The organism is Sulfitobacter sp. EhC04 (assembly GCF_001650875.1).
Taxonomy (GTDB): Bacteria; Pseudomonadota; Alphaproteobacteria; order Rhodobacterales; family Rhodobacteraceae; genus Sulfitobacter.
Map to the genome: position 1 here is coordinate 22,966 of NZ_LXYI01000038.1, position 21,093 is coordinate 44,058.

A 21,093-nucleotide genomic window follows, 5' to 3' on the forward strand; every position below is an offset into this window, starting at 1 on the left:
ATGCGCCGCTTTGCCCTGATCGCTGTTCCCTATGCATGGCTGCTGGCGCTCTTCCTCGTTCCGTTCATCATCGTTTTCAAGATTTCGCTGTCGGATCTCGCGCTGGCGATTCCGCCCTATACCCCCACCATGCGGGACGGGATCGGCGACATGTTCGCCGCCTTCGATTTCGAGAATTTCGTCTTTTTGACCGAGGATGACCTGTACTGGAGAGCTTACCTGAGTTCCCTGCGCATCGCGCTGGTTTCGACCTTTGTGACATTGCTGGTGGGTTATCCCATTGCCTATGGCATGGCCAAGGCACCCGATGAATGGCGGGCGACCCTTATGATGTTGGTCATCCTGCCATTCTGGACTTCTTTCCTGATCCGGGTCTACGCTTGGATGGGCATTCTGAGCAACGAAGGCCTGCTCAACCAGTTCCTGCTCTGGCTTGGATTGATCAATGAGCCGCTGGTGATCCTGAACACAAATATCGCTGTCTATATCGGTATTGTTTATACGTACCTGCCGTTCATGATCCTGCCGATCTATGCCGCGCTCGACCGGTTGGATGAATCCCTAAATGAAGCGGCAGAGGATCTGGGGTGCTCTCGGATGCAGGCGTTCTGGCTGGTGACGATCCCGCTGTCGAAAAACGGGATCATTGCGGGATCGTTTCTGGTGTTTATCCCGGCGCTGGGTGAATTCGTGATCCCGTCGCTGTTGGGTGGGTCCGGCACGCTGATGATCGGCAAGATCCTGTGGGAAGAGTTCTTTAACAACCGCGATTGGCCGGTTGCTTCCGCCGTGGCGGTTGTCCTGCTGTTGATCCTTGTCATCCCCATCGTGCTGTTCCAGCGCAACCAGCAGAAACAGGCGGAGGCAGAGCAATGAAACGGATGTCGTGGTTCAATGTCACCTCGCTGACCCTGGGGTTCGCGTTCCTGTACCTGCCGATGATCATCCTCGTGATTTACAGTTTCAACGCCTCCAAACTGGTCACGGTCTGGGCGGGTTTTTCGACCCGCTGGTATGGCGAGTTGATCCAGAACGAGGCGTTTCTGGATGCAGCATGGGTGACGATCAAGGTTGCCGTCATGTCCTCGACATTGGCCACTGTCCTGGGGACGATGGCCGCCTATGTCCTGGTACGGGGTGGGCGATTTCTGGGCCGCACCCTGTTTTCCGGGATGATTTATGCACCGTTGGTCATGCCAGAGGTGATCACCGGCCTCTCGCTGTTGCTGTTGTTCATCGGCATCGGGCTGGATCGCGGGGTTCTGACCATCGTGCTGGCGCATACAACCTTTTCGATGTGCTATGTCTCTGTCGTCGTGTCCTCGCGGCTTGTCACTTTCGACCGGTCGCTGGAGGAGGCGGCGCTTGATCTGGGCTGCTCCGGCTGGGACGCCTTTCGTCTGGTCACCCTGCCGATCATCGCACCTGCCGTGATTTCGGGATGGTTGCTGGCCTTCACCCTGTCGCTTGACGATCTGGTAATTGCGTCGTTCACCTCCGGGCCTTCCGCCACCACTCTGCCGATCAAGATTTTCTCGGCTGTGCGGCTTGGCGTCTCGCCCGAGATCAACGCGTTGTCCACGATCATGATTGCAATCGTCGCGATCGGTGTGATTACGGCGTCGCTTGTCACAAAACGCAATGCCATTCGGGCCGAGGCCGACACCCGTGCAGCGGAACGCGCCCAGGCATGAAACGCATATACGGCGACTTCGCCTATTCCGATGCCCCGAGGCAGGGATGTTGGTGGGATCAGACCTGCGACATCCCTGATCGTCCGGCGCTGTCCGGCGAACACCGCTGCGAGGTTGCGATTGTCGGCGGCGGCTTCACCGGCATTTCGGCGGCCCTGCATCTGGCCGAAGCCGGTGTCAAAGCCACGGTCTTGGAAGGCCGGTATGTCGGTTGGGGGGCCTCGGGCCGGAACGGCGGATTTTGCTGTCTGGGCGGTGGCATGTTGGACAATGCGGCGCTGGACAAACGCTTTGGCCGGGATGGTCGCATGGCCTGGCGCGAAACGGAAATGGCGGCGATCCGCCTGGTCGAAGGCCTGTTGGACCGGCATGCGATAGATGTGGATCGCCATTCCGATGGTGAAACGCAGTTGGCGCATCGACCCAAGGACTTTGACGCGATGCGCGATGACCTTGAATATTATGCAGAGAGTTATGGCGTGGAGGCGCGCCTGACCCGGCCAGAGGATCTGGTGACCGAAGGCATGAATGCGGGGTTTCACGGGGCCATCACCGTGCCCATCGGTTTTGGCCTGAACCCGCGTAAATACATCACCGGGCTGGCTGCCGCTGCCGAAGCGGCGGGGGCCCAAATCCATCATGATACACCGGTCACCGCGATCACGCGGCAGGGGTCCGGTTTCGAACTGCAGACACCGGCGGGCCGGGTGATTGCTGATCGTGTGATCATCGGCACAAACGGCTATTCTTCCGAAGATTTGCCGGATTGGCTGGCGGCCCGCTATATGCCGACCCAGTCCAGCGTGATCGTCACCCGCCGCCTCACGCAAGATGAGCTGGACGCGCAGGGCTGGACCAGCAGGCAGGCCTCTTATGATACCCGCCATCTGCTGCATTATTTCCGCCTGATGCCGGACAATCGAATGCTGTTTGGTGTGCGCGGTGGCCTGCTGGCCAACGCCGGATCGGAGAAGCGGGCGCTGGAACGGGCGCGGGCGGATTTCGACCGCATGTTTCCGGCATGGCGCGAGGTGGAAACACCTTTTAATTGGTCGGGCATGGTCTGTATTGCGCGTGACAGGATGCCCTTTGTGGGGCAGGTCCCCAACCAGCCGGGCATGTTTGCAAGCCTTTGCTACCACGGAAATGGGGTCGCGATGGCAAGCTATTCAGGAGCGGTGCTGGCGGACGTGGTTCAGGACAAGGTGCCGCAACACCCAGATCCGGAAGCCATGCAGCGCCCACTGGCCAGGTTCGAACTGGGCAGGCTGCGCCGCGCCATCATGCCCTTTGCCTACCTTGGTTTCAGCCTCTCCGACCTATAGCGCTGGTGCCGGCTGATGACCCGCCTGCGCTTGAGCCGGTGGCAGGGCTGTTGCCGGCCGGTTCGCGTAGACCGCTGACGGCGCTGGCCAGAACGGCAGCGCCCCCTTCCAGGATCAGAACGGTTTGGCCGTCTTGCACACGCGCCTCCGTGATGCGGCCATATGTTGCGACCGGATCGGTCAGGACCACTTCACCATCTGCCCGGCTTTCGATTTCAAAACTGTAAAGGCCCTGGGCGAATGGCGTGCCATCCTCTGCGACACCGGCCCATTCGACAGGCTCCGCCGAAACCGGGATCGATGTGCGCTGCACCTCGGTTCCGGTCTCATCATAGACAACCAGAAACACCTCGTCAGAGATGGCGGCAGGATTTGGATTGATCGTGACCGGGCTGCCGTCGAAGTAGGTGGGCGCAGTGCTGAGCGCTTCCATGCCGATCCAACCTGCCATTTGTGCCATTCCGCCAGAACCAAGATGTGTTGTCAGCGCGGTCAAAAGGTCATTGGACAGCACCTGCTGTTCCACCATCGAGAATTGCGCCAGCTGGGCGGCATATTCAGAGGAATCAATCGGTTCCAGAGGGTCCTGGAACCTGGCTTGTGCGGTCAGCATTTTCAAAAACGTCTCAAAATCAGAGGATATGACGGCGTTGGACCCGGCCGAGGCGGCAGTGCCGGTGCCGGAGGTAAGGTTTGCAGCAGTTGATGTGGGTGAGATCATTGGTCTTCTCCAGTCATAGCCTGATGTCGATGCCGGTTTCGGGCGCGGAAGAGAGGCTGATTTCCACCGGGTTTTCCGGGCCCGCATCGGCCCCCGATTCAGGTGGTCTTGACGGTGACTCCGTCGTCCGGTCCCCTTGTCCGGTGTCCCCACCCGCAAAGCTGAGGCTGACATTCGAATAGCCGATTTGTCTGAATTCCTGCGTCAGCTCTGCGATATGCCGACGCATCAGTTCAATCGTATCCGGGCGTTCGGCCGTGACATGTATCACCATGCCGGACTCGGTTGCGGAAAGGGCCAGGCGTACGCGGCCCAGCTCCTCGGGATTGAGCGCAATATCAACCGGGCGCTGCCCGGTATTCTGGAATGCCTCAGCCAGTTGCCGCGCGACCTGCACCGGTAAATCAGCGCGATGCGGCGGGGTGGTTTGATGTGCCGTTGACGTGTGCATAACATCCACGCGCGGTCCCCCGTGGCCATCAGCAGCCTGCGGGCGGTTTGGTTCCACTACAGATTGGGCTGTGTCGGTCTTTGCGGCCTCTGGACCGGTTGTGGACGCGGGCGCTGCCAAAGCGGCCCTTGGGGGACTTTCGGCGTTGGGCGTTTGCGGAAGGGTGGCATCGCGACTTGAGACGGCACGTTCTGGTGGGTGGCTAGCCGCCGATGCGCGGCGACCCTCGTGGTGAGAAACGGACAGGAGCAACCCGTGATCGCGGGCCACCGCAGCAGCGTCAGGCGCTGAGCCTGAAACAGGTGCCGCAGGTCGTGGATTGAGGGCGGGACGATCTGCTGCCTGCGGTATCAATTGGGATTGACCCGTCCCGCCCTTGTGATCGAATGCCATCTCACTGCGCCCCGCGCCGGGCATTTTGGCGGTGTCGGATGATCCTTGTGGAAAATTCACGACAGTGGCAGGGTTTGCGACGGGCGCGGGACGCTCTGATTGGCGGCTCTCATTGTTGAAAGACCGATCCATGGCCTTGCTGATCGCCGTCACAGGGTCTGTGACAATTTTCCCTCGACCTGGCTGTGTCGCAGCGTTGAAGGCCTGTTCGGGTTGTCGCGGCATCACCATCGGCGTTTCCCGTGGCTGGACCAACCGCGAGGTCACGTCACCTGTAGATGGCCCCGGTTGCGGCCCCTTTCCGCCAGCCGTCGGAGGCACCTCCCCGTGGATTTTCAGGTGGCCCGCTGTGTCGGGAGCCCAGGTTGGCGCGCCATTGCGGCCCATCGGGATGACCGGCTGATCCAATTGCTGATCGGCGGCGACTGCCGGGCGATTTCCGGCGATGGATTGCTGCCCAGACAAGGGGATCAAGTCAGACTTGGGCCACAGCACCGATGATCTGCGTGTTTCAGGGCCTTGCCGACCCATTTGGCCGGTTACGGCGCGTTCCAGAAACGTCTCGCGCGGCTTGGCGGCGGCGGATGTCGGCGGTTCTGTCGGCGTCGGGCGATTTTGAAAATTATGGTTTTCAGGCTCAGGCGACGGGCCGCTTGAAGCAGGCCCTGGTCTGTCTGCCCGCTTTGCGAGAGGCAAAGCTGTTTGGGTGAAAACCAAGCCCCCATCAGTGGTTTGAGGTGAGGGGTGCGGCAGATTTGTGCCCATCACAGGTTGCCGGATAGTTTCGTGATCCTGCGCGGTCACTTTGGCAGGAAGCGCCAGGCTTTCATGCGCGGGGCTGAGGTGGCTTTCTCTCCTTCGCTCCGGCAGGACAGGACGGTCTTGTTGCAGCGTAAATATCGTTTGCAATTGCGGCTTCGGTTCGGGGCGGGCCGGGGTGTGAATTTCGGAAGTCTCATCACTTCTCGCCCGATCAGTTGCCAATTGACCATCCGTCACTGCCAGTTGGTGATCCGCTTGCGACGTCGGCGTTTTTGGGTCGGTAGCTGCCGGGCGTGATGCGGCTTCAGCTCTCTGTCGATCGCAGCTCTCCTCCCGGTTGTCGCGCGGGTGGTCTACGGAAGCGGTGTCGATGTCCTTTGGTTCCGCGACCCGGACATTCTTTGCGGGCTTTTGCCCTGTGCGCATCTTTCCCGGCTCCGGTTCGGACTCCGGTGTCTGGGCCTTTTCAGTGAAAGGTTCCGCCGAATTGTCATAGGCGAGACCAAAATCAGCCATGCCGGCGCCAATCGCGGTGCCATTAGGCGCAGCGGCGGGCAGTACCAACGTTCCCGGTTTTCGGGCCTCGCTTGCCGACTGGGCAGTGGTTTGAGTCAGGGAAATGTTCAACAGCGCCTCCGGGAGTTCTTCTCCGATAAGGGCTGTATGCGGCAATATCCTTACCGGTTGTTTACCGGTTCCGGCGCATCCTGGCAAAAATAGAGCGCAATTTAGGGATCAGGTCGATGCAAATTACTCAACCACCGGGCCGTATCCCTGCGGCCAGTGCTGCGGACCTGCGGCTCCGACAGGCGGCCGAGCAGCTTGAAGCGACATTTCTTGCAGAAATGCTGAAATCCGCAGGGCTTGGACAATCTCGGGATCAGTTCGGCGGTGGCGCGGGGGAGGATCATTTTTCCTCTTTCTTGGTGCAGGAGCAGGCCGCGGCAATGGTCCGGGCCGGTGGCATCGGATTGAGCGAATCTCTCTATGAAGCACTCAAGGAGAAAGAAGATGACCGATGAGATCATGAAACATCAGATCGATGCCCTCAATGACCTGCTGGAATCGGAACGCGAGGCCCTGCTGGAGGGAGATCTGGAGCGGTTGGCAGAGATGCTTGAGCCGAAAGAGACGTTGATCGGCGCGATCAATATGATGCCTGGAGGAGATCTGAAGGTGCTTCGGGCACTCGACAACAAGGTAAAGCGAAACCAATTGCTGCTAGGTGGGGCGCTGGACGGAATCCGCGCGGTTGCAGAACGGATGGCACAGCTTCGACAGGTCAGAAGCAGCCTGGAGACCTATAACGCCGATGGAAAGAAGCGAACCATCGACATGCCGGACAAAACCACCTTGGAACGGCGGGCGTGAGGGTCAAGTCGATCAATCCCAACTTCGGCAAAATCAGCTAAAAATCGCGATAGTCCCGTGGCTGGCATTCAGCAAACATTAAGCCCCGAGAGGGCATGTAGGCCAAGCACCCGAAATCGGGTGGCGCATCGTTTGCCAAAGAACGCGTGCACAGGTCAGAACGCCGCCAACCTATCCCCATGGGGGGTGACACTCCACGGACGCAAAGCGTCTTTGACTGAAGGAAATAGCTTATAGCGACTTTCCAGGCCCCACCATGGTGCCCGCCGCCGCCGACGACCTTCTTACGTTTGATGATGATTGGCCGCGCATTTGCCTGCGCACTCATCTCCACCACCTCTTTTTCACCCGAGACCATGAATAGGGGATGAGGTTTACTGCCCGCTTAACAGGTCAATTTGTCGGGAAATTAGGGGCCGCAATGGATCGGCAGATTAGGGCAGGCGCCGCCGTGCCGCCAGGCGAAGCTGTTTCTGCCGCTCGCGGAACCGTGCCTTGTCGGCCTCTGTGGTTTGGTCAAAACAATGATGACAGCTTACGCCTTCTTCGTATTCGGGCCGGGTGCGGTCCTGAGGCAGGATCGGTTGCCGACAGCCATGGCACAGCAGATGCGGTCCCTTGCGCAGCCCGTGACCCACGCTGACCCGCGCATCGAAGACAAAGCAGTCGCCCTGCCAGGTACTGTCCTGCGCAGGCACGTCTTCAAGGTATTTCAGGATGCCACCCTTGAGGTGAAAGACCTCTTCAACCCCTTGTCCCAGCAGATAGTTGGTCGATTTCTCGCATCGGATGCCACCGGTACAGAACATCGCGATCTTCTTGTTGTGGAACCGTTCCTTGTTGGCCTCCCACCAGGCGGGAAATTCGCCAAAGCTGGCGGTCTCGGGGTCAATTGCCCCATCGAATGTGCCGATGGCGACCTCGTAGTCGTTCCTAGTGTCGATCACCGCCACCTCCGGATCGCGGATCAGGTCGTTCCAGTCCTTAGGTTCGACGTAATGTCCGACCCGCGCCTGTGGGTCCACATCCGGCTGACCCATGGTCACAATCTCGCGCTTGATGCGCACTTTCATCCGGGGGAAGGGCGGCGTTTCGGATTGCGCCTCCTTCCACTCCAGCCCGTCGCAACCCGGCAGCGCGCGCAGATGGGTGATCACCGCGTCGATGCCCGCGCGCGGTCCCGCAATGGTGCCATTCACGCCCTCAGGTGCCAGCAGCAGCGTGCCCTTGACCCCCTGCGCGACACATAACTCCAGCAGCGCGGGCTTCAGCGCTGCGGGCTCTTCGAACCGGGTAAAGTGGTAAAGGGCGGCGATCGTATGCATGGAGGCGGAAATAGGCCCTTGGGGGGCTGTTGTGCAAGGGGGTGCTGAGGTAAAAGCCCCGGTATCCAACCAGAAAGGGAGTGACCCCGATGCAGGCCCTGATCGTGATCGACGTACAAAAGGATTTTTGCCCAGGCGGCGCGCTAGAGGTGCCCGAAGGGGATCTGATCGTGTCGGGCATTACCGATCTGATGGCAGATTTCGATGCGGTTGTTCTGACCCAGGATTGGCACCCTGCGGGGCATTCGTCCTTTGCCAGCGCGCATGAAGGGCGCGCGCCCTACGACATGATGGAAATGCCCTATGGCCCGCAGGTCCTTTGGCCCGACCACTGCATTCAGGGCAGCCTGGGCGCGCAGTTTCACGAAGGGCTTGCACAGGACCGCGCAGACCTGATCATCCGCAAGGGCTATGACGCGGCAATCGACAGCTATTCCGCATTTTTCGAGAATGACCACAGCACTCCCACGGGATTGGAAGGCTATCTGCGCACACGCGGTATCGACAGGCTGACCATGGTGGGGCTGGCGCTGGATTTCTGCGTCAACTTTTCGGCTGTTGACGCGGCAAAGCTGGGTTTTGCAGTGACAGTGCGGCAGGACCTGTGCCGCGCGATTGATCTGGACGGATCACTGGATGCGGCCCGTGCAGGCATGGCTGCCAGCGGCGTCATGTTGGCCTGATACGGCAGGCGCCCTAGTTCAACGGGCTTTCTGTCTGAGCCAGATCAAGCAGGCCCAGCGCTTCCAATCCACCCAGTGTCGAATCGACCGCCACAGTGGCCAGGACAATGCCCATGACCCGGCTGATCACGCTTGACCCTGTGGTGCCGATCAGGCGGCCGATCCTGGACGCCAGCAGCAAAAGCACCAGCGTCAGCAGCAACACCAACACAAGCAGCCCGCCGGTGACCACCTGATCGACCACCGGATTGGTGTGGTTGTCGGTAAGGATGACAATCGCCAGCATGGCACCGGGCGAGGCGATTGAAGGCATCGCCAGGGGAAAGACCGCACCAGCCAGATGGTCACGTTCGGCGCTGGCGACTTCCTTTTCCGGTTTGCTGTCGCCAAAGATCATGGTCAGGGCGAACAGGAACAGGATGATCCCGCCCGCGACCTGGAATGACCCCAGCCGCAGCCCCAGTGATTCCAGCAGGAATTGGCCGCCAATGAGAAAGGCCAGCAGAACGGCCCCCGCGACAAGCACCGCCCGCAATGCGAAACTGCGGTGCAATTGCTTTGGCACATGGGCCGTCGCGTACAGGAATATCGGAATGCTTCCGATGGGGTCGATGACCACCACCAAAGTAATGAATTCACGGATCAGGTTCTGCCAGTCCATCGGGCGGCTGTCTTTCGGGGCTGAAATATTGGGCGCTAACCTGCTTTACCGGGATTGACCGGCAGGTGAAACGCCAAAGCGGGCCGTTTTGGCTAAAGGCCTTCGAAGATCGGCTTGCCGTTGGCAAAAATGCCCCGGACAAGGCGCAACTTTCCTGCAATCTGAGCCCGATCCCTGAACTGGTCGTTGGACACCACCGGCATGTTGTTCTCCTTGGCGTATTGCAGCAGGAATGCGTCAGCTTCTGTCCCTGCGGGACAGACCATCACCCGGTTCTGCGGCAGGCCAAGTGCCTTGGCAAAATCCTTTTCCGTCAGGCTCTTGTCCTTCAGGTGGTGGCGCGATGAGGCATCCAGAAAGACCACCGGCGCAAATTTCCGTTTCACCAAGGCGTAGACGACCAGCCGCAGGCTGGCCAGTTCCGCGTCCTCGCCATCCCAATACAGGACATTGGTGCCGTCTATGGCGATATCCTGCCGGTCCTTGGCGGCGATTTGTTCCCTGGGCGGCGCAACCGGCGCGGGCGCGCGGCCCAACCGCGACAGGACAATGGCACCCAACACCAGCAGGGCGGCACCGCCCCAGCCAAGGGCATTTGACGCAACAAATGGATAGGAGAGCGACAATAGCCCCGCCAGCGCGGCTGTGCCCAGCAACGTCAGCCAAAGCGCTGCGGCCAGCAAGCGGACATAGCCAAAAGCGGCCAGCGCCAGAACAACGGGGGTCAGGATCTGCAACGGTGTGAGGTTTGCAAGCACATCCATGGTTCAAACCTTACCTTTGTCCTTGCCCCCGTTGTGCAGTCTTTGCCACAAGGGTGCGGTAATTCTGAGGAATAACTGATGGTCGATATCGCAACCCGCGTCTGGAATCACAAGTGGAAGATCGACCCGATCGTTCGCTCCCTGATCGACATGGATTTTTACAAGCTGTTGATGTGTCAGTCCATTTTCCGCAACAAGCCGGACACGCAGGTCACCTTTTCCCTGATCAACCGCTCAGATCATGTGCCTCTGGCCAAGCTGATCGACGAGGGTGAGCTGCGCGAGCAGTTGGACCACATCCGGTCTCTCAGCCTCAGCCGCGGGGAAAGCACCTGGCTGCGCGGCAATACCTTTTACGGCAAGCGCCAGATGTTCCGGCCCGATTTCATGGAGTGGTTCGAGGGGCTGCGCCTGCCGCCCTACCACCTTGAGCGGCGTGGCGACCAATATGAGCTGACTTTCGAAGGCAAATGGCATGAGGTCATGCTGTGGGAAATTCCCGCGCTGGCGGTGCTGATGGAACTGCGGGGCCGCGCGGTGCTGGACACGATGGGCCGATTTGAGCTGCAGGTGCTTTATGCCCGCGCGATGACCCGCGTCTGGGAAAAGATCGCCGACCTGCGCGAGATCCCGGACCTGTCCGTGGCCGACTTTGGCACCCGCAGGCGGCACAGCTACCTGTGGCAGGACTGGTGCGTTCAGGCCATGCAGGAAGGGCTGGGAAAAGCCTTTACCGGGACCTCGAACTGCAAGATCGCGATGAGCCGGGAACTGGAGGCGATCGGGACAAATGCGCATGAATTGCCAATGGTTTACGCCGCATTGGCCGAGGATGACACGGCGCTGGCGCAGGCCCCCTACGAGGTGCTGTCAGACTGGCATGACGAACATGAGGGTAACCTTCGGATCATCCTGCCGGACACCTATGGCAGCAAGGGTTTTCTCGACAATGCGCCGGACTGGCTTGCCGGTTGGACCGGCATCCGCGTGGACAGCGGCGATCCGGTCAAGGCCGCGCAGATTGCCATCGACTGGTGGAAATCGCGGGGCGAGGATCCGACCCAGAAGAGGGTGATCTTCAGCGACGGTCTGGATGTGGACAAGATACGGGAACTGCATGGTAAATTCGCCGGAAAGGTCAATGTCTCCTTCGGCTGGGGCACGTTGTTGACCAATGATTTCAGGGGCTTGGTCGAGGATGATGCCCTGGCCCCGTTCTCACTGGTATGCAAGGCGGTCGCGGCGAACGGCAGGCCCACGGTGAAGCTGTCGGACAATCCGAACAAGGCGATGGGTCCTGCCGACGAGATCGAGCGTTACAAGCGGGTCTTCGGGGTTGGGGCCCAGGACCGCCAGGAGGTTGTTGTCTAGGACCTCGTGCGCGCAACACCTGCGCCTTGCTGGTGGCGGAAATCGGCGAATCATTGGTTAATGGCTCTTTTCCAAGGGTTTCGCCGGTATGATTCCCGTACACGGCCCGTACACAACCTGTGCACCGTTTTACGGGCCGGAGGCCGGTTAACGGGGCGTGCGGCGGGATGTGTTAACAGCCCATGAAAATTTTGCGGGGGATCATCCCCATTTACTTTGGCGTGGTCACGTCCCGACGTGCCGCATTCATCTGCCGTTCCCGCCAGATAATCAGCAGTCCGCCACCTGCCAGCAGCAGCGCGCCGGGGAACAGCTCTGCCCACGGCGCTTCGCCGTAGAACAGCCAGCCCAGGACAAAGGCCAGCGGGATGCCGAAATAGCTGAACGGAGCAAGGTTGCTCTGTTCGGTCATGCGGTAGGCCGTGACCAGCACCAGCACCGCGAATCCGCCCAGCCCGCCCATTGCCACAATCCACAGCAGATCCGTGCTGTCGTGCATGGGCGTGAAGCCGCCCGTGGCCAGCGTCAGCGCCAGCGCGCCCAGGGTCGCAACGCCGGTGGAGTAGAGGTTGATCAGGGCTGTTGGCGGGCCGTCGTCCATCATGCGGGCGGTGACGGCGGTCAGCGCATAGCACAGCGCCGCGCCCAGCGGCAAAAGTGCGGCCAGAGAAAAGCTGTCGCGGCCCGGCCCCACAATCATCACCACCCCGGCAAAGCCGACCAGCACCGCAGCCCAACGGACCAGCCCGACCTTTTCGCCCAGCAGGGGCACGGCAAGGGCGGTGACAAAGACCGCGTTGGAATAGGAAATGGTGGAGGCGGTGGCAAAGGTGAGGATGCCCAGCGACAGGTAAAAGAAATACTGCGCAAAGGTCAGGATCAGCCCGCGGAGCAGGGCCAGTTTCCATTGCCGCATGCGCAGGCTGCGCCCCTTGGCGTGCCAGTCGCGGGAGGTCCACAGGACTAGAAGGGCAGGTATCAGCCCCACCAGGTTGCGGTAAGCCGAAAGTTCGGCGGCCCCGTAGGTGCCAGAGAGATATTTGATGATCAGCCCCATGCCATCGAACAGCAGAAGCGCAAACAGCGAGTAGAGAATCGCGAGGGTGGTTCTGCTCACGCGGGGAAGGCTCCTGTCGGGCGGGGAGGGGTGTCTGTCTGTTATGGGCCGGGCGGCAGAGCAGGACCAGAGGGAATTTGACTGTCCAGGATCGGGCGGCGGTGGGCCAACACCCGAAGCGCCGACCGTTTGATTGAAAGCCTGATACCGATATTTCCGATCTGCGCGCGACTCTGTGGCAGGCATGCGCATATGGCGCACGAGTTGTCGTGAATGAGTCTTGCCTTGGCCTGGGCGAAGTGCAACATTAGGCCTGCTTGGTGTTCCCGCAAGCGCCCCTTGGGGCGTGGAACCGAACAGGGAATTCCGTAAGGGCCGCATGGCCTGAAGCGGAAGCCGCCCCCGCGACTGTAAGCGGAGAGTCTGCGCCCAACATGCCACTCGACCAACCGGTCGGGGAAGGCGGGCAAAGACATCGACCCGTGAGCCAGGAGACCTGCCAGGCATGAGAAACTTGAAACAGGTCGTCGGGTGTGACGGCAAGGAGATGACAATGACTACAATGACTGCCAAGTCGCTGACCGCCAGCCGCTTTGTTCCCGCGATATTTGCCGCCGTGCTGGGCATTGCCCTGATCACGCTGACCGGGCACGTTCAGGCCGCCGCGCTGCATGATGCCGCGCATGATGTGCGCCATGCGACAGGTTTCCCCTGCCACTGACCTGTACGGGCCCTCGGGATCAGGTCTGAGCCGCGTCAAAGCAAGCGGCGACCCGGTTTCTTTGGTGAACAGCGCAGCGCATTCCGGTCCGAGACCTTTATCAGCTTGAGGCGCTGCCGATTTTCGGCGGCGTGTTTGTGTTGATAGGGTATCGGCACCGCCGCGTTGCCATGAAAACAAGAGGATTTTGTCATGACGTCACGGTTTTTGGTTTCTGCCCTTTTTGCCGGGGCATTGGCGGGGGTGATCATCGGCCTGCTGCAATTGGTATTTGTGCAACCTGTTCTGCTGCATGCGGAGCTTTATGAAAGCGGGGAACTGGTGCATTTCGGCGCAGAGGCCGTCAGCGCCCATCCCGTCCTGCCCGGATTCGACCTGATGCGCGACGGTTTGAGCGTGATTTTCACCATGCTGACCTATACCGGCTATGCGCTGATCATGGTTGCCGCCATGAGCTTTGGCGAAGATCGCGGTGCGCGGATTGACGGGCGCTGGGGCATCCTGTGGGGTGTGGCCGGTTTTGTGGCCTTTCATCTGGCCCCCGGATTCACCCTTGCGCCGGAAGTGCCCGGTGTTGCTGCCGCCGATGTGGCCCTGCGGCAGGTCTGGTGGTTCGCGACCGTGATCGCGGCCTGTGTGGCGCTCTGGTTGCTGGCATTTGGCCACAACTGGGCGGCCTGGGGCGCGGCGGCGCTTTTGCTGGCTGCACCGCATCTGATCGGCGCACCGGAGCCCGAGAGCTTTACCGGCCCCGTCCCGACCGAGATCGGCGCGCTTTTCGCGGCCCGTGCGCTGGGCGTCGGGCTGGTTGCCTGGGTGCTGCTGGGGTCCTTTGCGGGCTATTTCTGGCAACGCGAAGGGGAGCACGCCGCGCAGGCGGTGTGAGGCTGTGATGAGCAGAACGCTTGCGCTTTTCGTCATTGGCCTGATCTTCGGCGGCGGCCTCGGCTTTGCCTTTGCGGCGGGCAACGGGATCACCTTTGACGGGCATGATCACGGGGATGCGGCCCAACATGGCGGTATGGATCACGGCGGGACGGATCATGCGATGATGCACGACACGCCCATTGACGTGTCGGCGGATGCCGCGCCCGATGTGCAGATCATGGTCAGCCCGGACCCGATGGCGGGCTATAACCTGCATGTCATGGTTGAGAACTTCGCGTTTTCGCCGCAGAACGCCAGCCTGCCCCATCAGCCGGGGCAGGGCCACGCCCATGTCTATGCAAACGGGGTCAAGCTGGCCCGGATCTATGGCCCCTGGATGCATCTGGACGGGTTGCCCAAGGGCGAGGTCGAGATCGAAGTGACCCTGAACAGCAACGATCACCACCCGCTGGAAGTGGATGGCGCGCCGGTAACAGCCAGGGCCGTGGTGGAGGTGGAATGACTGCAACGCTTTATGTCTGCACCACCTGCCGCGCAGGCGAGGTGCTGGAAGAGGATGCAACCCGCCCTGGTGCGTTGCTGCACAGCGCATTGGTCGGGGCGGACGCGCCCGACGGGGTCGAGATCGTCGGGGTGGCCTGTCTGTCGGCCTGTTCGCAGGGGTCTGCGGTGGCGCTGTCGGAGCCGGGCAAATGGACCTATGTCTATGGCCGTCTGACCCCGGCGGATGCCCCCGATATCCTGGCCGGTGCCGCCGCCTATGCCGCAAGTGCCGACGGGCTGGTGCCCTGGCGCGAGCGCCCCGTGATTTTCCGCAAGCAAAGCCTTGCCCGAGTTCCCCCCCTTACCCTGCCTTTGGAGGCCGCCGAATGAATGACCTGAGCAAAATCCCCGTGACCGTGATCACCGGGTTTCTGGGGGCTGGCAAAACGACGCTGATCCGCCATCTGATGACCAATGCCGGAGGGCGGCGGCTGGCCGTGCTGGTGAATGAGTTCGGGACCGTCGGGGTGGATGGCGATATCCTGAAATCCTGCGCGATCCCCGATTGCCCCGAGGAGAACATCGTGGAACTGGCGAACGGCTGCATCTGCTGCACGGTGGCGGATGATTTCATTCCCACCATCGAGGCGCTGATGGCGCTGCCCACGCGGCCCGATCACATCCTGATCGAGACCTCCGGTCTGGCTCTGCCCAAGCCGCTGCTCAAGGCCTTCGATTGGCCCGCGATCCGGTCGAAAATCACGGTAGACGGTGTGATTGCCCTTGCCGATGCCGAAGCCGTGGCGGCAGGGCGTTTCGCCCCCGACGAGGCGGCGGTGGATGCGCAGCGTTTGGCCGATGACAGCCTGGATCACGAGACACCGCTGTCCGAGGTCTTTGAAGACCAGATCTCCTGCGCGGATATCATCCTGATGTCCAAGGCCGATCTGGCCGGTGAGGAAGGCCTTGCGAAGGCGCGCAAGATCATCGAGGCCGAAAGCCCCCGTCCGATCCGCATCCTGCCGATGACCGAAGGGGTGATCGACCCCAAGGTGGTGCTGGGCCTGAACGCGGCCGCCGAGGACGATCTGGCCGCGCGCCCGTCGCATCATGACGGGGCGGACGACCACGAGCATGATGATTTCGAGACCATCGTGGTGCCGATGCCCGAGGTCGAGGATGTGAACGCGCTGGTTGCGGCCATCGAAAAGCTGGCAACAGAGCAGCACATCCTGCGGGTCAAGGGCTATGTCGCGGTGGCGGGCAAGCCGATGCGCCTGCTGGTGCAGGCGGTCGGCGCGCGGGTGCGGCACCAGTTCGACCGGCCCTGGGGCGCGGATGCGCGGCAGGGGCATCTGGTGGTGATCGCGGAACACGACCACATCGACACCGCCGCCATCCGGGGCGTTCTGGGGGCCTGATACCATGCACGTCGTCTTTCGCGAAAGCCACGGGCTGGAGGACAGCGAAACCCCGTTTGATCCGGGCCAGACGCCTGCGGATCTGGTGGTGCTTTCGTTCTCCGACAGTGACCTGGGCGCTTTTGCGGCGGGCTGGCACCGGGGTGGCGGGCCTGAGGGCAAGCTGCCGACTCTGCGGCTGTGCAACCTTGTGGCGCTGCGGCATCCGGCGTCGGTGGACAATTACGTCGAACAGACGCTGAGCGGGGCCAAGGGCATCCTGATCCGCTTGATCGGCGGCGAGAATTATTGGCCCTACGGCATCATGCAGGTGCAGGATTTCGCACGGCGCAACAACATCGCGCTGGCGGTGCTGCCCGCAGACGGGCGCGAGGACCCGGCGCTGGACGCACATTCGACATTGCCGGTGTCGACCCTGCGGCGGCTGTCGCACCTGTGCGACGCGGGCGGTGCGGTGGCGGCCCAGGCGGCATTGGCGCAACTGGCGCTGGCCGCCGGGTTCTACGCAGGCCCGGTGCCGGGCAGCAAGACGGTGCCGGATTGCGGAATCTATGACCCGGAACAGGGCGTCATTCCCTTTGCCGATGTGACCGGCGACGTGGTCGCGGTCACCTTTTACCGCAGCTATCTGACTGCCGCCGATACTGCGCCGGTTGACGCGCTGATCACGGCCTTGCGTGATCGGGGCTTCACGGCTGTGGGCCTCTTTGTGCCATCGCTGAAGTCCGAGGCGGGCCGTGACTTTCTGTATCAGACGCTAGCGCGGCTCAACCCATGTGCGATCGTGAACGCCACCGCCTTTTCCGGGCGGGGCGAGGATGGCACAACGCCGCTGGATGGCTCCGGTTGCCCGGTGTTTCAGGTTGCACTGTCAACGGCGCGTCAAAAGGAGTGGGCCGAGGCCGAGCGCGGCCTGTCGCCCGCAGACCTTGCGATGCATGTGGTGCTGCCAGAGGTGGACGGGCGTCTCTTTGCCGGGGTTGTCAGCTTCAAGGCACCGGAAAAGAAAGACCCGCACCTGCAATTCTCGCGCTTTGCCCACCGGGCAGATGCCGAAAGGATCAATGCGGTGGTGGACCGGGTGGCGGGCTGGCACCGGCTGGCGCGGACCCCGGCACAGGACCGCAAGCTGGCGCTGGTGTTGTCCACCTATCCGGGCCGCCAAGATCAGATTGCCCATGCGGTCGGGCTGGATGCGCTGGCCTCGACCGAGGATATGCTGCTGACGCTGGCCAATGCGGGCTATGGCGTGGAACCGGCAATCGGATTTGGCAAGTCTTTGACTCAATGTACGATTTCCTGGCCCGTCAAAGGTGACATGTCATATTTGACATGTCTTCCTGACACCCTGTTGAAGGACCTGAACACCGCATGGGGGCCGGTGGAGGATGATCCGCTCTACCATGACGGGGCATTTCATTTCCCGGCGCAACGCTGCGGCAACGCGCTGGTCGCGCTGCAACCCGAACGGGGCAGCATCGCGGCCCGCGATACCGATTATCACGATCTGGCCCGCATCCCGCGCCATTCCTATGTGGCCTTCTACCTGTGGCTGCGTGCCCAGGGCATGGATGCGCTGGTGCATATCGGTGCCCATGGCACGCTGGAATGGCTGCCGGGCAAGGCGGTGGCGCTTTCGGGCGACTGCTGGCCCGAGGTGCTGACCGGACCGATGCCGGTGATCTACCCGTTCATTGTCAATGACCCCGGCGAGGCGGCGCAGGCCAAGCGGCGTATCGGGGCCGTGACGCTGGGCCATTTGCCGCCGCCGATGAAGGACAGTGAAACGCCACAGGCGCTGGTTCAACTGGAACGTCTGCTGGATGAATATTCCACCGCCGACGGGCTGGACCCGGCCCGGCGCGACCGCCTGATCGACACCATAAGGTCAGAGGCGCGGGCCGCCGGGGTGGAGGATGATCTGGGCCTGGACGATGCCACCAGCGCGGCCGAGGCGATCACACGGATTGACCGCTTCGTCTGTGACATCAAGGAAAGCCAATACGGCGACGGGTTGCACATCTTTGGCAGTGGTGAGGGCGAAAACGCGGGGTTGCTGACCGCGCTGGATGGGCGGCGCGTCGAGGCCGGCCCGTCCGGCTCACCCTATCGGGGCCGCTCCGACGTGCTGCCCACCGGGCGCAACCTTTACGCCGTGGACCCGCGCAGCGTGCCGACCCGTGCAGCCCATGCTCAGGGCGTGAAGCTGGCCGAAGAGTTGATCCGCCGTCATCTGCAGGATCAGGGCGATTATCCGCGCGGTCTGGTGGTGGACCTATGGGGGTCGGCAACCATGCGCACCGCCGGTGAGGAAGTCGCGATGGCGATGCATCTGGCCGGGCTGTCCCCAACCTGGGACGAAGGGTCTGAGCGGGTGTCGGGTTTCGAGGTGCTGCCGCTGACCCTGCTGGACCGCCCCCGCATTGACGTGACCCTGCGCGTGTCGGGCCTGTTCCGGGATGTGTTTCCGGGCCTGTCGCAACTGTTCGAGGCGGGTGCCGCTGCCCTGGCCGAGCGCGAAGAAGCGCCTGACATGAACCCTTACCTGACCCGCACGCCCCGTGTCTTTGGCCCGAAACCGGGGCTTTATGGCATGAACATGGAAGCCGCGATGCTGGATTATTCCGACGCAGGGCGCGCGGCGGCGGGGGAGGCCTGGATGAAGGCCTCTGAATGGGCAATCGACGCCAAGGGTGTGTCGCACCAGGATCGGGGCGCGTTGGAGGCGCGGTTGCAGGGCGCAGACGGTTTCGCCCATGTGCAGGACCTGACGGAAAGCGACGTGCTTCTGGCGTCGGATTATGCCAGCCACGAGGGCGGGTTTGCCGCCGCGATGGCACATCTGGGGGCGGCCAAGCCCGCCATGTACCATGTGGACAGCACTGTCGTCGGTACCCCGCGTGCCCGCACCATGGCCGAGGAAATTGCCCGCGTGGTGCGTGCCCGTGCCGCAAACCCGGACTGGGCCAGCGGCATGATGCGCCACGGTTTCAGGGGCGCGGCAGAGGTGGCCGCGACGCTGGACAATCTGGCCGCCTTCGCGCATCTCACGCGGGCCGTGCCTGCGCATCTTTTCGACCTATATTTCGATGCGACGTTAGGCCGGGAGGATTTGATGGAGTTTATGGAACGCGAAAACCCCAAGGCATTGGCAGAAATGCGCGCCCGTTTTGCGGCACTGCGCGATGCGGGCCTGTGGGTCACACGGCGCAATTCGATCTCTGCCCGGATGGACGCCGCCGAATGACTGCGCCGTTGATCAAGGGCTATTGCCCCGGTGCATTGCGCCCGATGATGTCGGGCGACGGGCTGGTGGTGCGGGTGCGCCCCTTCAACGGGCGTCTGCGCCGGGCGCAGGCCGATGGCATCGCAACCCTGGCCGCCGCCCATGGCAATGGGCTGATCGACCTGTCCAGCCGGGGCAACGTCCAGATCAGGGGCGTGCGCGAGGACAGTCTTGCGGCGCTGATCAACGGTCTGGGCGCGATGTCGCTGGTCGATGCGGACGCCGACATCGAAAGCCGCCGTAACGTGCTGGTCACCCCGTTCTGGCAGACGGGCGAGGAAACAGAAGGCTTCGCCGCCGCGCTGAGCGATGCGCTGGCCCTGCCGGATGCACCGCGCATTCCGGGCAAGTTCGGCTTTGCCGTGGACACGGGCCGCACGCCGGTGTTGCAGACCGCTTCTGCGGATATCCGGCTGGAACGGGACGCGGGCGGCGGTCTGATCCTTGTCGCTGACGGGTTCGACAAGGGCAAACCTGTAGCCTCCGGGACGGTCGTGGCCGAGGCCATGGCGCTGGCGCAGTGGTTCGTCGACCTAAGGGGTGACCATACTCGCATGGCAGCATTGCTGGCCGGTGGTGCCGCACTGCCCGGTGGGTTCATCGTGCCGCGTCAGCGTCAGGATTACCTGCCGCGGCCCGGTTACACGCCACTGGGGGCGATGGTTGGCCTCGCCTTTGGCCAGTTGGAGGTCAAGACCTTGGCGAGCCTGGCCAAGCAGGGCGGCCTGCGGATGACGCCCTGGCGCATGTTGCTGGTGGAAAGCGCGCGCAAGCTGCCCAAGGTGCGCGGCGTGATCACCGACCCCGATGATCCCCTGCTGCGGGTGGTGGCCTGTACCGGCGCGCCGCGATGTGCGCAGGGATTGGCCAAGACACGCTCTGTCGCGCGCAGCCTTGCGCCGCATGTTCCCCCCGGCAGCCTTCTGCATATGTCGGGCTGCGCCAAGGGCTGCGCCCATGCCCGCCCTGCGCCCCTGACGGTTACGGCCACCAGGGACGGTTTCGACCTGATCCGACAGGGACGCGCCAGCGATGCGCCCGACGCGACCTCCCTTACCCCAGAAGACATCATCAAGGCGATTTGAATGCCCCACAGCTACATCACCGATGGCGCGGAGATTTACCGTCAGTCCTTTGCCACGATCCGGTCGGAGGCGGCGCTGGACCGTTTCACCCCCGAGGAAGAGATCGTCGCGGTGCGCATGATCCACGCCGCCGGGATGGTCGGGTTGGAAGAACATGTGCGCTTTTCCCCCGGCATGGCAATTGCCGCGCGGGCGGCGCTTGAGGCAGGCGCGCCGATCCTCTGCGATGCCTATATGGTCAGCGAGGGCATCACCCGCAAACGCCTGCCGCGCGAGAACGAGGTGATCTGCACCCTGCGCGATGCGTCTGTGCCGGAGATGGCCGCCGAGATGGCCAACACCCGCTCTGCCGCAGCGCTCGAACTCTGGCGGCCGCATCTGGCGGGGGCGCTGGTGGCGATAGGCAACGCGCCGACCGCGCTGTTTCATCTGCTGAACATGCTTGAAGACCCCGATTGCCCGCGCCCCGCCGCGATTATCGGTTGCCCTGTCGGCTTTATCGGCGCGGCAGAGAGCAAGGATGCCTTGATGGCCGATCTGCCGGTGCCGTCGATGATCGTGCAGGGGCGGCTGGGCGGTTCCGCGATCACAGTGGCGGCGGTAAACGCGCTTGCCAGCAGGGTGGAATAGG

The 21,093-nt window shown here is 62.3% G+C and carries 21 protein-coding genes, 1 pseudogene and 1 riboswitch; of the genes and pseudogenes, 15 read left to right on the forward strand and 7 right to left on the reverse strand.

The features are described from left to right. The 3 genes from A8B82_RS16010 to A8B82_RS16020 are packed head-to-tail and all read left to right on the forward strand — an operon-like array spanning position 1 to position 3,019. Positions 1-876, forward strand: coding sequence for an ABC transporter permease subunit (locus A8B82_RS16010; protein WP_067294561.1), 876 nt, complete (start codon positions 1-3; stop codon positions 874-876). Next, on the forward strand, positions 873-1,694 hold the full coding sequence (locus A8B82_RS16015; protein WP_067294564.1) for an ABC transporter permease: 822 nt from the start codon (positions 873-875) through the stop codon (positions 1,692-1,694). Before A8B82_RS16010 ends, A8B82_RS16015 begins: the two co-directional genes overlap by 4 nt. Then, on the forward strand, positions 1,691-3,019 hold the full coding sequence (locus A8B82_RS16020; RefSeq protein ID WP_067294566.1) for an NAD(P)/FAD-dependent oxidoreductase: 1,329 nt from the start codon (positions 1,691-1,693) through the stop codon (positions 3,017-3,019). Before A8B82_RS16015 ends, A8B82_RS16020 begins: the two co-directional genes overlap by 4 nt. Here the strand turns inward: A8B82_RS16020 and A8B82_RS16025 are convergent. Together A8B82_RS16025 and A8B82_RS23645 are read right to left on the reverse strand one after the other, a co-directional pair. Next, the gene (locus tag A8B82_RS16025) at positions 3,000-3,740 is read right to left on the reverse strand and encodes a flagellar hook capping FlgD N-terminal domain-containing protein (protein ID WP_067294569.1); all 741 of its coding nucleotides are present in this window, start codon (positions 3,738-3,740) and stop codon (positions 3,000-3,002) included. The genes A8B82_RS16020 and A8B82_RS16025 overlap by 20 nt on opposite strands. Positions 3,741-3,753: 13 nt before the next feature. After that, on the reverse strand, positions 3,754-6,060 hold the full coding sequence (locus tag A8B82_RS23645) for a flagellar hook-length control protein FliK (protein WP_138069789.1): 2,307 nt from the start codon (positions 6,058-6,060) through the stop codon (positions 3,754-3,756). A gap of 29 nt (positions 6,061-6,089) precedes the next feature. On the opposite strand from A8B82_RS23645, the gene A8B82_RS16035 reads away from it, so the two are divergent. Both A8B82_RS16035 and A8B82_RS16040 read left to right on the forward strand, forming a co-directional pair. Continuing rightward, entirely contained in the window at positions 6,090-6,368 is a 279-nt protein-coding gene (locus A8B82_RS16035) for a rod-binding protein (protein WP_067294574.1), read from the forward strand. After that, a complete protein-coding gene (locus tag A8B82_RS16040) occupies positions 6,358-6,717 on the forward strand; it encodes a flagellar biosynthesis protein FlgN (RefSeq protein ID WP_067294577.1) in 360 nt (119 codons plus the stop codon). Before A8B82_RS16035 ends, A8B82_RS16040 begins: the two co-directional genes overlap by 11 nt. Before the next feature lie 220 nt (positions 6,718-6,937). Here A8B82_RS16040 and A8B82_RS24570 read toward each other — a convergent pair. Next, positions 6,938-7,045: pseudogene (locus tag A8B82_RS24570) on the reverse strand (chemotaxis protein MotB); the annotation flags it as partial. A gap of 106 nt (positions 7,046-7,151) precedes the next feature. Further along, positions 7,152-8,042 (reverse strand): oxygen-dependent tRNA uridine(34) hydroxylase TrhO, encoded by an 891-nt coding sequence (trhO, locus tag A8B82_RS16045; RefSeq protein WP_067294580.1) that lies wholly within the window; start codon positions 8,040-8,042, stop codon positions 7,152-7,154. Between the two features lie 89 nt (positions 8,043-8,131). On the opposite strand from trhO, the gene pncA reads away from it, so the two are divergent. Continuing rightward, positions 8,132-8,725, forward strand: a complete 594-nt coding sequence (pncA, locus tag A8B82_RS16050; protein WP_067294582.1) for a bifunctional nicotinamidase/pyrazinamidase — start codon at positions 8,132-8,134, stop codon at positions 8,723-8,725. A 13-nt stretch (positions 8,726-8,738) separates the two neighbouring features. On the opposite strand, the gene A8B82_RS16055 is transcribed toward pncA, so the two are convergent. Further along, positions 8,739-9,386 (reverse strand): MarC family protein, encoded by a 648-nt coding sequence (locus tag A8B82_RS16055; RefSeq protein ID WP_067294584.1) that lies wholly within the window; start codon positions 9,384-9,386, stop codon positions 8,739-8,741. Positions 9,387-9,478: 92 nt separating this feature from the next. Beyond that, the gene (locus tag A8B82_RS16060; RefSeq protein WP_067294586.1) at positions 9,479-10,150 is read right to left on the reverse strand and encodes an NYN domain-containing protein; all 672 of its coding nucleotides are present in this window, start codon (positions 10,148-10,150) and stop codon (positions 9,479-9,481) included. A 78-nt stretch (positions 10,151-10,228) separates the two neighbouring features. Here A8B82_RS16060 and pncB point away from each other — a divergent pair, with 78 nt between their 5' ends. Beyond that, positions 10,229-11,521, forward strand: a complete 1,293-nt coding sequence (pncB, locus tag A8B82_RS16065) for a nicotinate phosphoribosyltransferase (RefSeq protein ID WP_067294589.1) — start codon at positions 10,229-10,231, stop codon at positions 11,519-11,521. Positions 11,522-11,732: 211 nt separating this feature from the next. Here pncB and A8B82_RS16070 read toward each other — a convergent pair whose 3' ends face one another. Beyond that, positions 11,733-12,638: a DMT family transporter gene (locus A8B82_RS16070; RefSeq protein WP_235604716.1), complete on the reverse strand. Its 906-nt coding sequence runs from the start codon at positions 12,636-12,638 to the stop codon at positions 11,733-11,735. Between the two features lie 241 nt (positions 12,639-12,879). Then, a riboswitch (cobalamin riboswitch) is annotated at positions 12,880-13,096 on the forward strand. A gap of 35 nt (positions 13,097-13,131) precedes the next feature. Between A8B82_RS16070 and A8B82_RS23655 the strand changes: the two genes are divergently transcribed. The 8 genes from A8B82_RS23655 (at position 13,132) to A8B82_RS16105 (ending at position 21,092) form a co-directional block, all read left to right on the forward strand. Continuing rightward, positions 13,132-13,299 carry a CbtB domain-containing protein gene (locus tag A8B82_RS23655; protein WP_082899340.1) on the forward strand — a complete coding sequence of 56 codons (168 nt, stop codon included), beginning with the start codon at positions 13,132-13,134 and terminating at the stop codon, positions 13,297-13,299. 192 nt (positions 13,300-13,491) lie between these two features. Then, complete coding sequence (locus A8B82_RS16075; RefSeq protein ID WP_067294591.1) at positions 13,492-14,184, forward strand: CbtA family protein; 693 nt, start codon at positions 13,492-13,494, stop codon at positions 14,182-14,184. Between the two features lie 7 nt (positions 14,185-14,191). Then, the gene (locus tag A8B82_RS16080) at positions 14,192-14,689 is read left to right on the forward strand and encodes a hypothetical protein (protein WP_067294594.1); all 498 of its coding nucleotides are present in this window, start codon (positions 14,192-14,194) and stop codon (positions 14,687-14,689) included. Beyond that, complete coding sequence (locus tag A8B82_RS16085) at positions 14,686-15,060, forward strand: DUF1636 family protein (protein WP_067294597.1); 375 nt, start codon at positions 14,686-14,688, stop codon at positions 15,058-15,060. Before A8B82_RS16080 ends, A8B82_RS16085 begins: the two co-directional genes overlap by 4 nt. After that, entirely contained in the window at positions 15,057-16,091 is a 1,035-nt protein-coding gene (gene cobW / locus A8B82_RS16090; protein ID WP_067294599.1) for a cobalamin biosynthesis protein CobW, read from the forward strand. The genes A8B82_RS16085 and cobW overlap by 4 nt, the downstream gene beginning before the upstream one ends. A gap of 4 nt (positions 16,092-16,095) precedes the next feature. Continuing rightward, positions 16,096-19,338 carry a cobaltochelatase subunit CobN gene (cobN, locus tag A8B82_RS16095; RefSeq protein WP_067294602.1) on the forward strand — a complete coding sequence of 1,081 codons (3,243 nt, stop codon included), beginning with the start codon at positions 16,096-16,098 and terminating at the stop codon, positions 19,336-19,338. Continuing rightward, complete coding sequence (gene cobG / locus A8B82_RS16100) at positions 19,335-20,462, forward strand: precorrin-3B synthase (RefSeq protein ID WP_067294604.1); 1,128 nt, start codon at positions 19,335-19,337, stop codon at positions 20,460-20,462. Before cobN ends, cobG begins: the two co-directional genes overlap by 4 nt. Continuing rightward, positions 20,463-21,092, forward strand: a complete 630-nt coding sequence (locus tag A8B82_RS16105) for a precorrin-8X methylmutase (protein WP_067294606.1) — start codon at positions 20,463-20,465, stop codon at positions 21,090-21,092. It begins immediately after the preceding gene. The last annotated feature ends 1 nt before the right edge of the window (position 21,093 follow it).

Excerpts from the sequence above, each read along its gene's own strand:
- A8B82_RS16025 (WP_067294569.1), bottom strand. The coding sequence starts at position 3,740 with ATGATCTCACCCACATCAACTGCTGCAAACCTTACCTCCGGCACCGGC.
- A8B82_RS16105 (WP_067294606.1), top strand. The coding sequence starts at position 20,463 with ATGCCCCACAGCTACATCACCGATGGCGCGGAGATTTACCGTCAGTCC.
- A8B82_RS16080 (WP_067294594.1), top strand. The coding sequence starts at position 14,192 with ATGAGCAGAACGCTTGCGCTTTTCGTCATTGGCCTGATCTTCGGCGGC.
- A8B82_RS16020 (WP_067294566.1), top strand. The coding sequence starts at position 1,691 with ATGAAACGCATATACGGCGACTTCGCCTATTCCGATGCCCCGAGGCAG.
- A8B82_RS16015 (WP_067294564.1), top strand. The coding sequence starts at position 873 with ATGAAACGGATGTCGTGGTTCAATGTCACCTCGCTGACCCTGGGGTTC.
- cobG (WP_067294604.1), top strand. The coding sequence starts at position 19,335 with ATGACTGCGCCGTTGATCAAGGGCTATTGCCCCGGTGCATTGCGCCCG.
- A8B82_RS16040 (WP_067294577.1), top strand. The coding sequence starts at position 6,358 with ATGACCGATGAGATCATGAAACATCAGATCGATGCCCTCAATGACCTG.
- cobW (WP_067294599.1), top strand. The coding sequence starts at position 15,057 with ATGAATGACCTGAGCAAAATCCCCGTGACCGTGATCACCGGGTTTCTG.
- A8B82_RS16010 (WP_067294561.1), top strand. The coding sequence starts at position 1 with ATGCGCCGCTTTGCCCTGATCGCTGTTCCCTATGCATGGCTGCTGGCG.
- A8B82_RS16075 (WP_067294591.1), top strand. The coding sequence starts at position 13,492 with ATGACGTCACGGTTTTTGGTTTCTGCCCTTTTTGCCGGGGCATTGGCG.
- A8B82_RS23655 (WP_082899340.1), top strand. The coding sequence starts at position 13,132 with ATGACTACAATGACTGCCAAGTCGCTGACCGCCAGCCGCTTTGTTCCC.
- cobN (WP_067294602.1), top strand. The coding sequence starts at position 16,096 with ATGCACGTCGTCTTTCGCGAAAGCCACGGGCTGGAGGACAGCGAAACC.
- A8B82_RS16085 (WP_067294597.1), top strand. The coding sequence starts at position 14,686 with ATGACTGCAACGCTTTATGTCTGCACCACCTGCCGCGCAGGCGAGGTG.
- A8B82_RS16035 (WP_067294574.1), top strand. The coding sequence starts at position 6,090 with ATGCAAATTACTCAACCACCGGGCCGTATCCCTGCGGCCAGTGCTGCG.
- A8B82_RS16060 (WP_067294586.1), bottom strand. The coding sequence starts at position 10,150 with ATGGATGTGCTTGCAAACCTCACACCGTTGCAGATCCTGACCCCCGTT.
- pncB (WP_067294589.1), top strand. The coding sequence starts at position 10,229 with ATGGTCGATATCGCAACCCGCGTCTGGAATCACAAGTGGAAGATCGAC.
- A8B82_RS16055 (WP_067294584.1), bottom strand. The coding sequence starts at position 9,386 with ATGGACTGGCAGAACCTGATCCGTGAATTCATTACTTTGGTGGTGGTC.
- trhO (WP_067294580.1), bottom strand. The coding sequence starts at position 8,042 with ATGCATACGATCGCCGCCCTTTACCACTTTACCCGGTTCGAAGAGCCC.
- pncA (WP_067294582.1), top strand. The coding sequence starts at position 8,132 with ATGCAGGCCCTGATCGTGATCGACGTACAAAAGGATTTTTGCCCAGGC.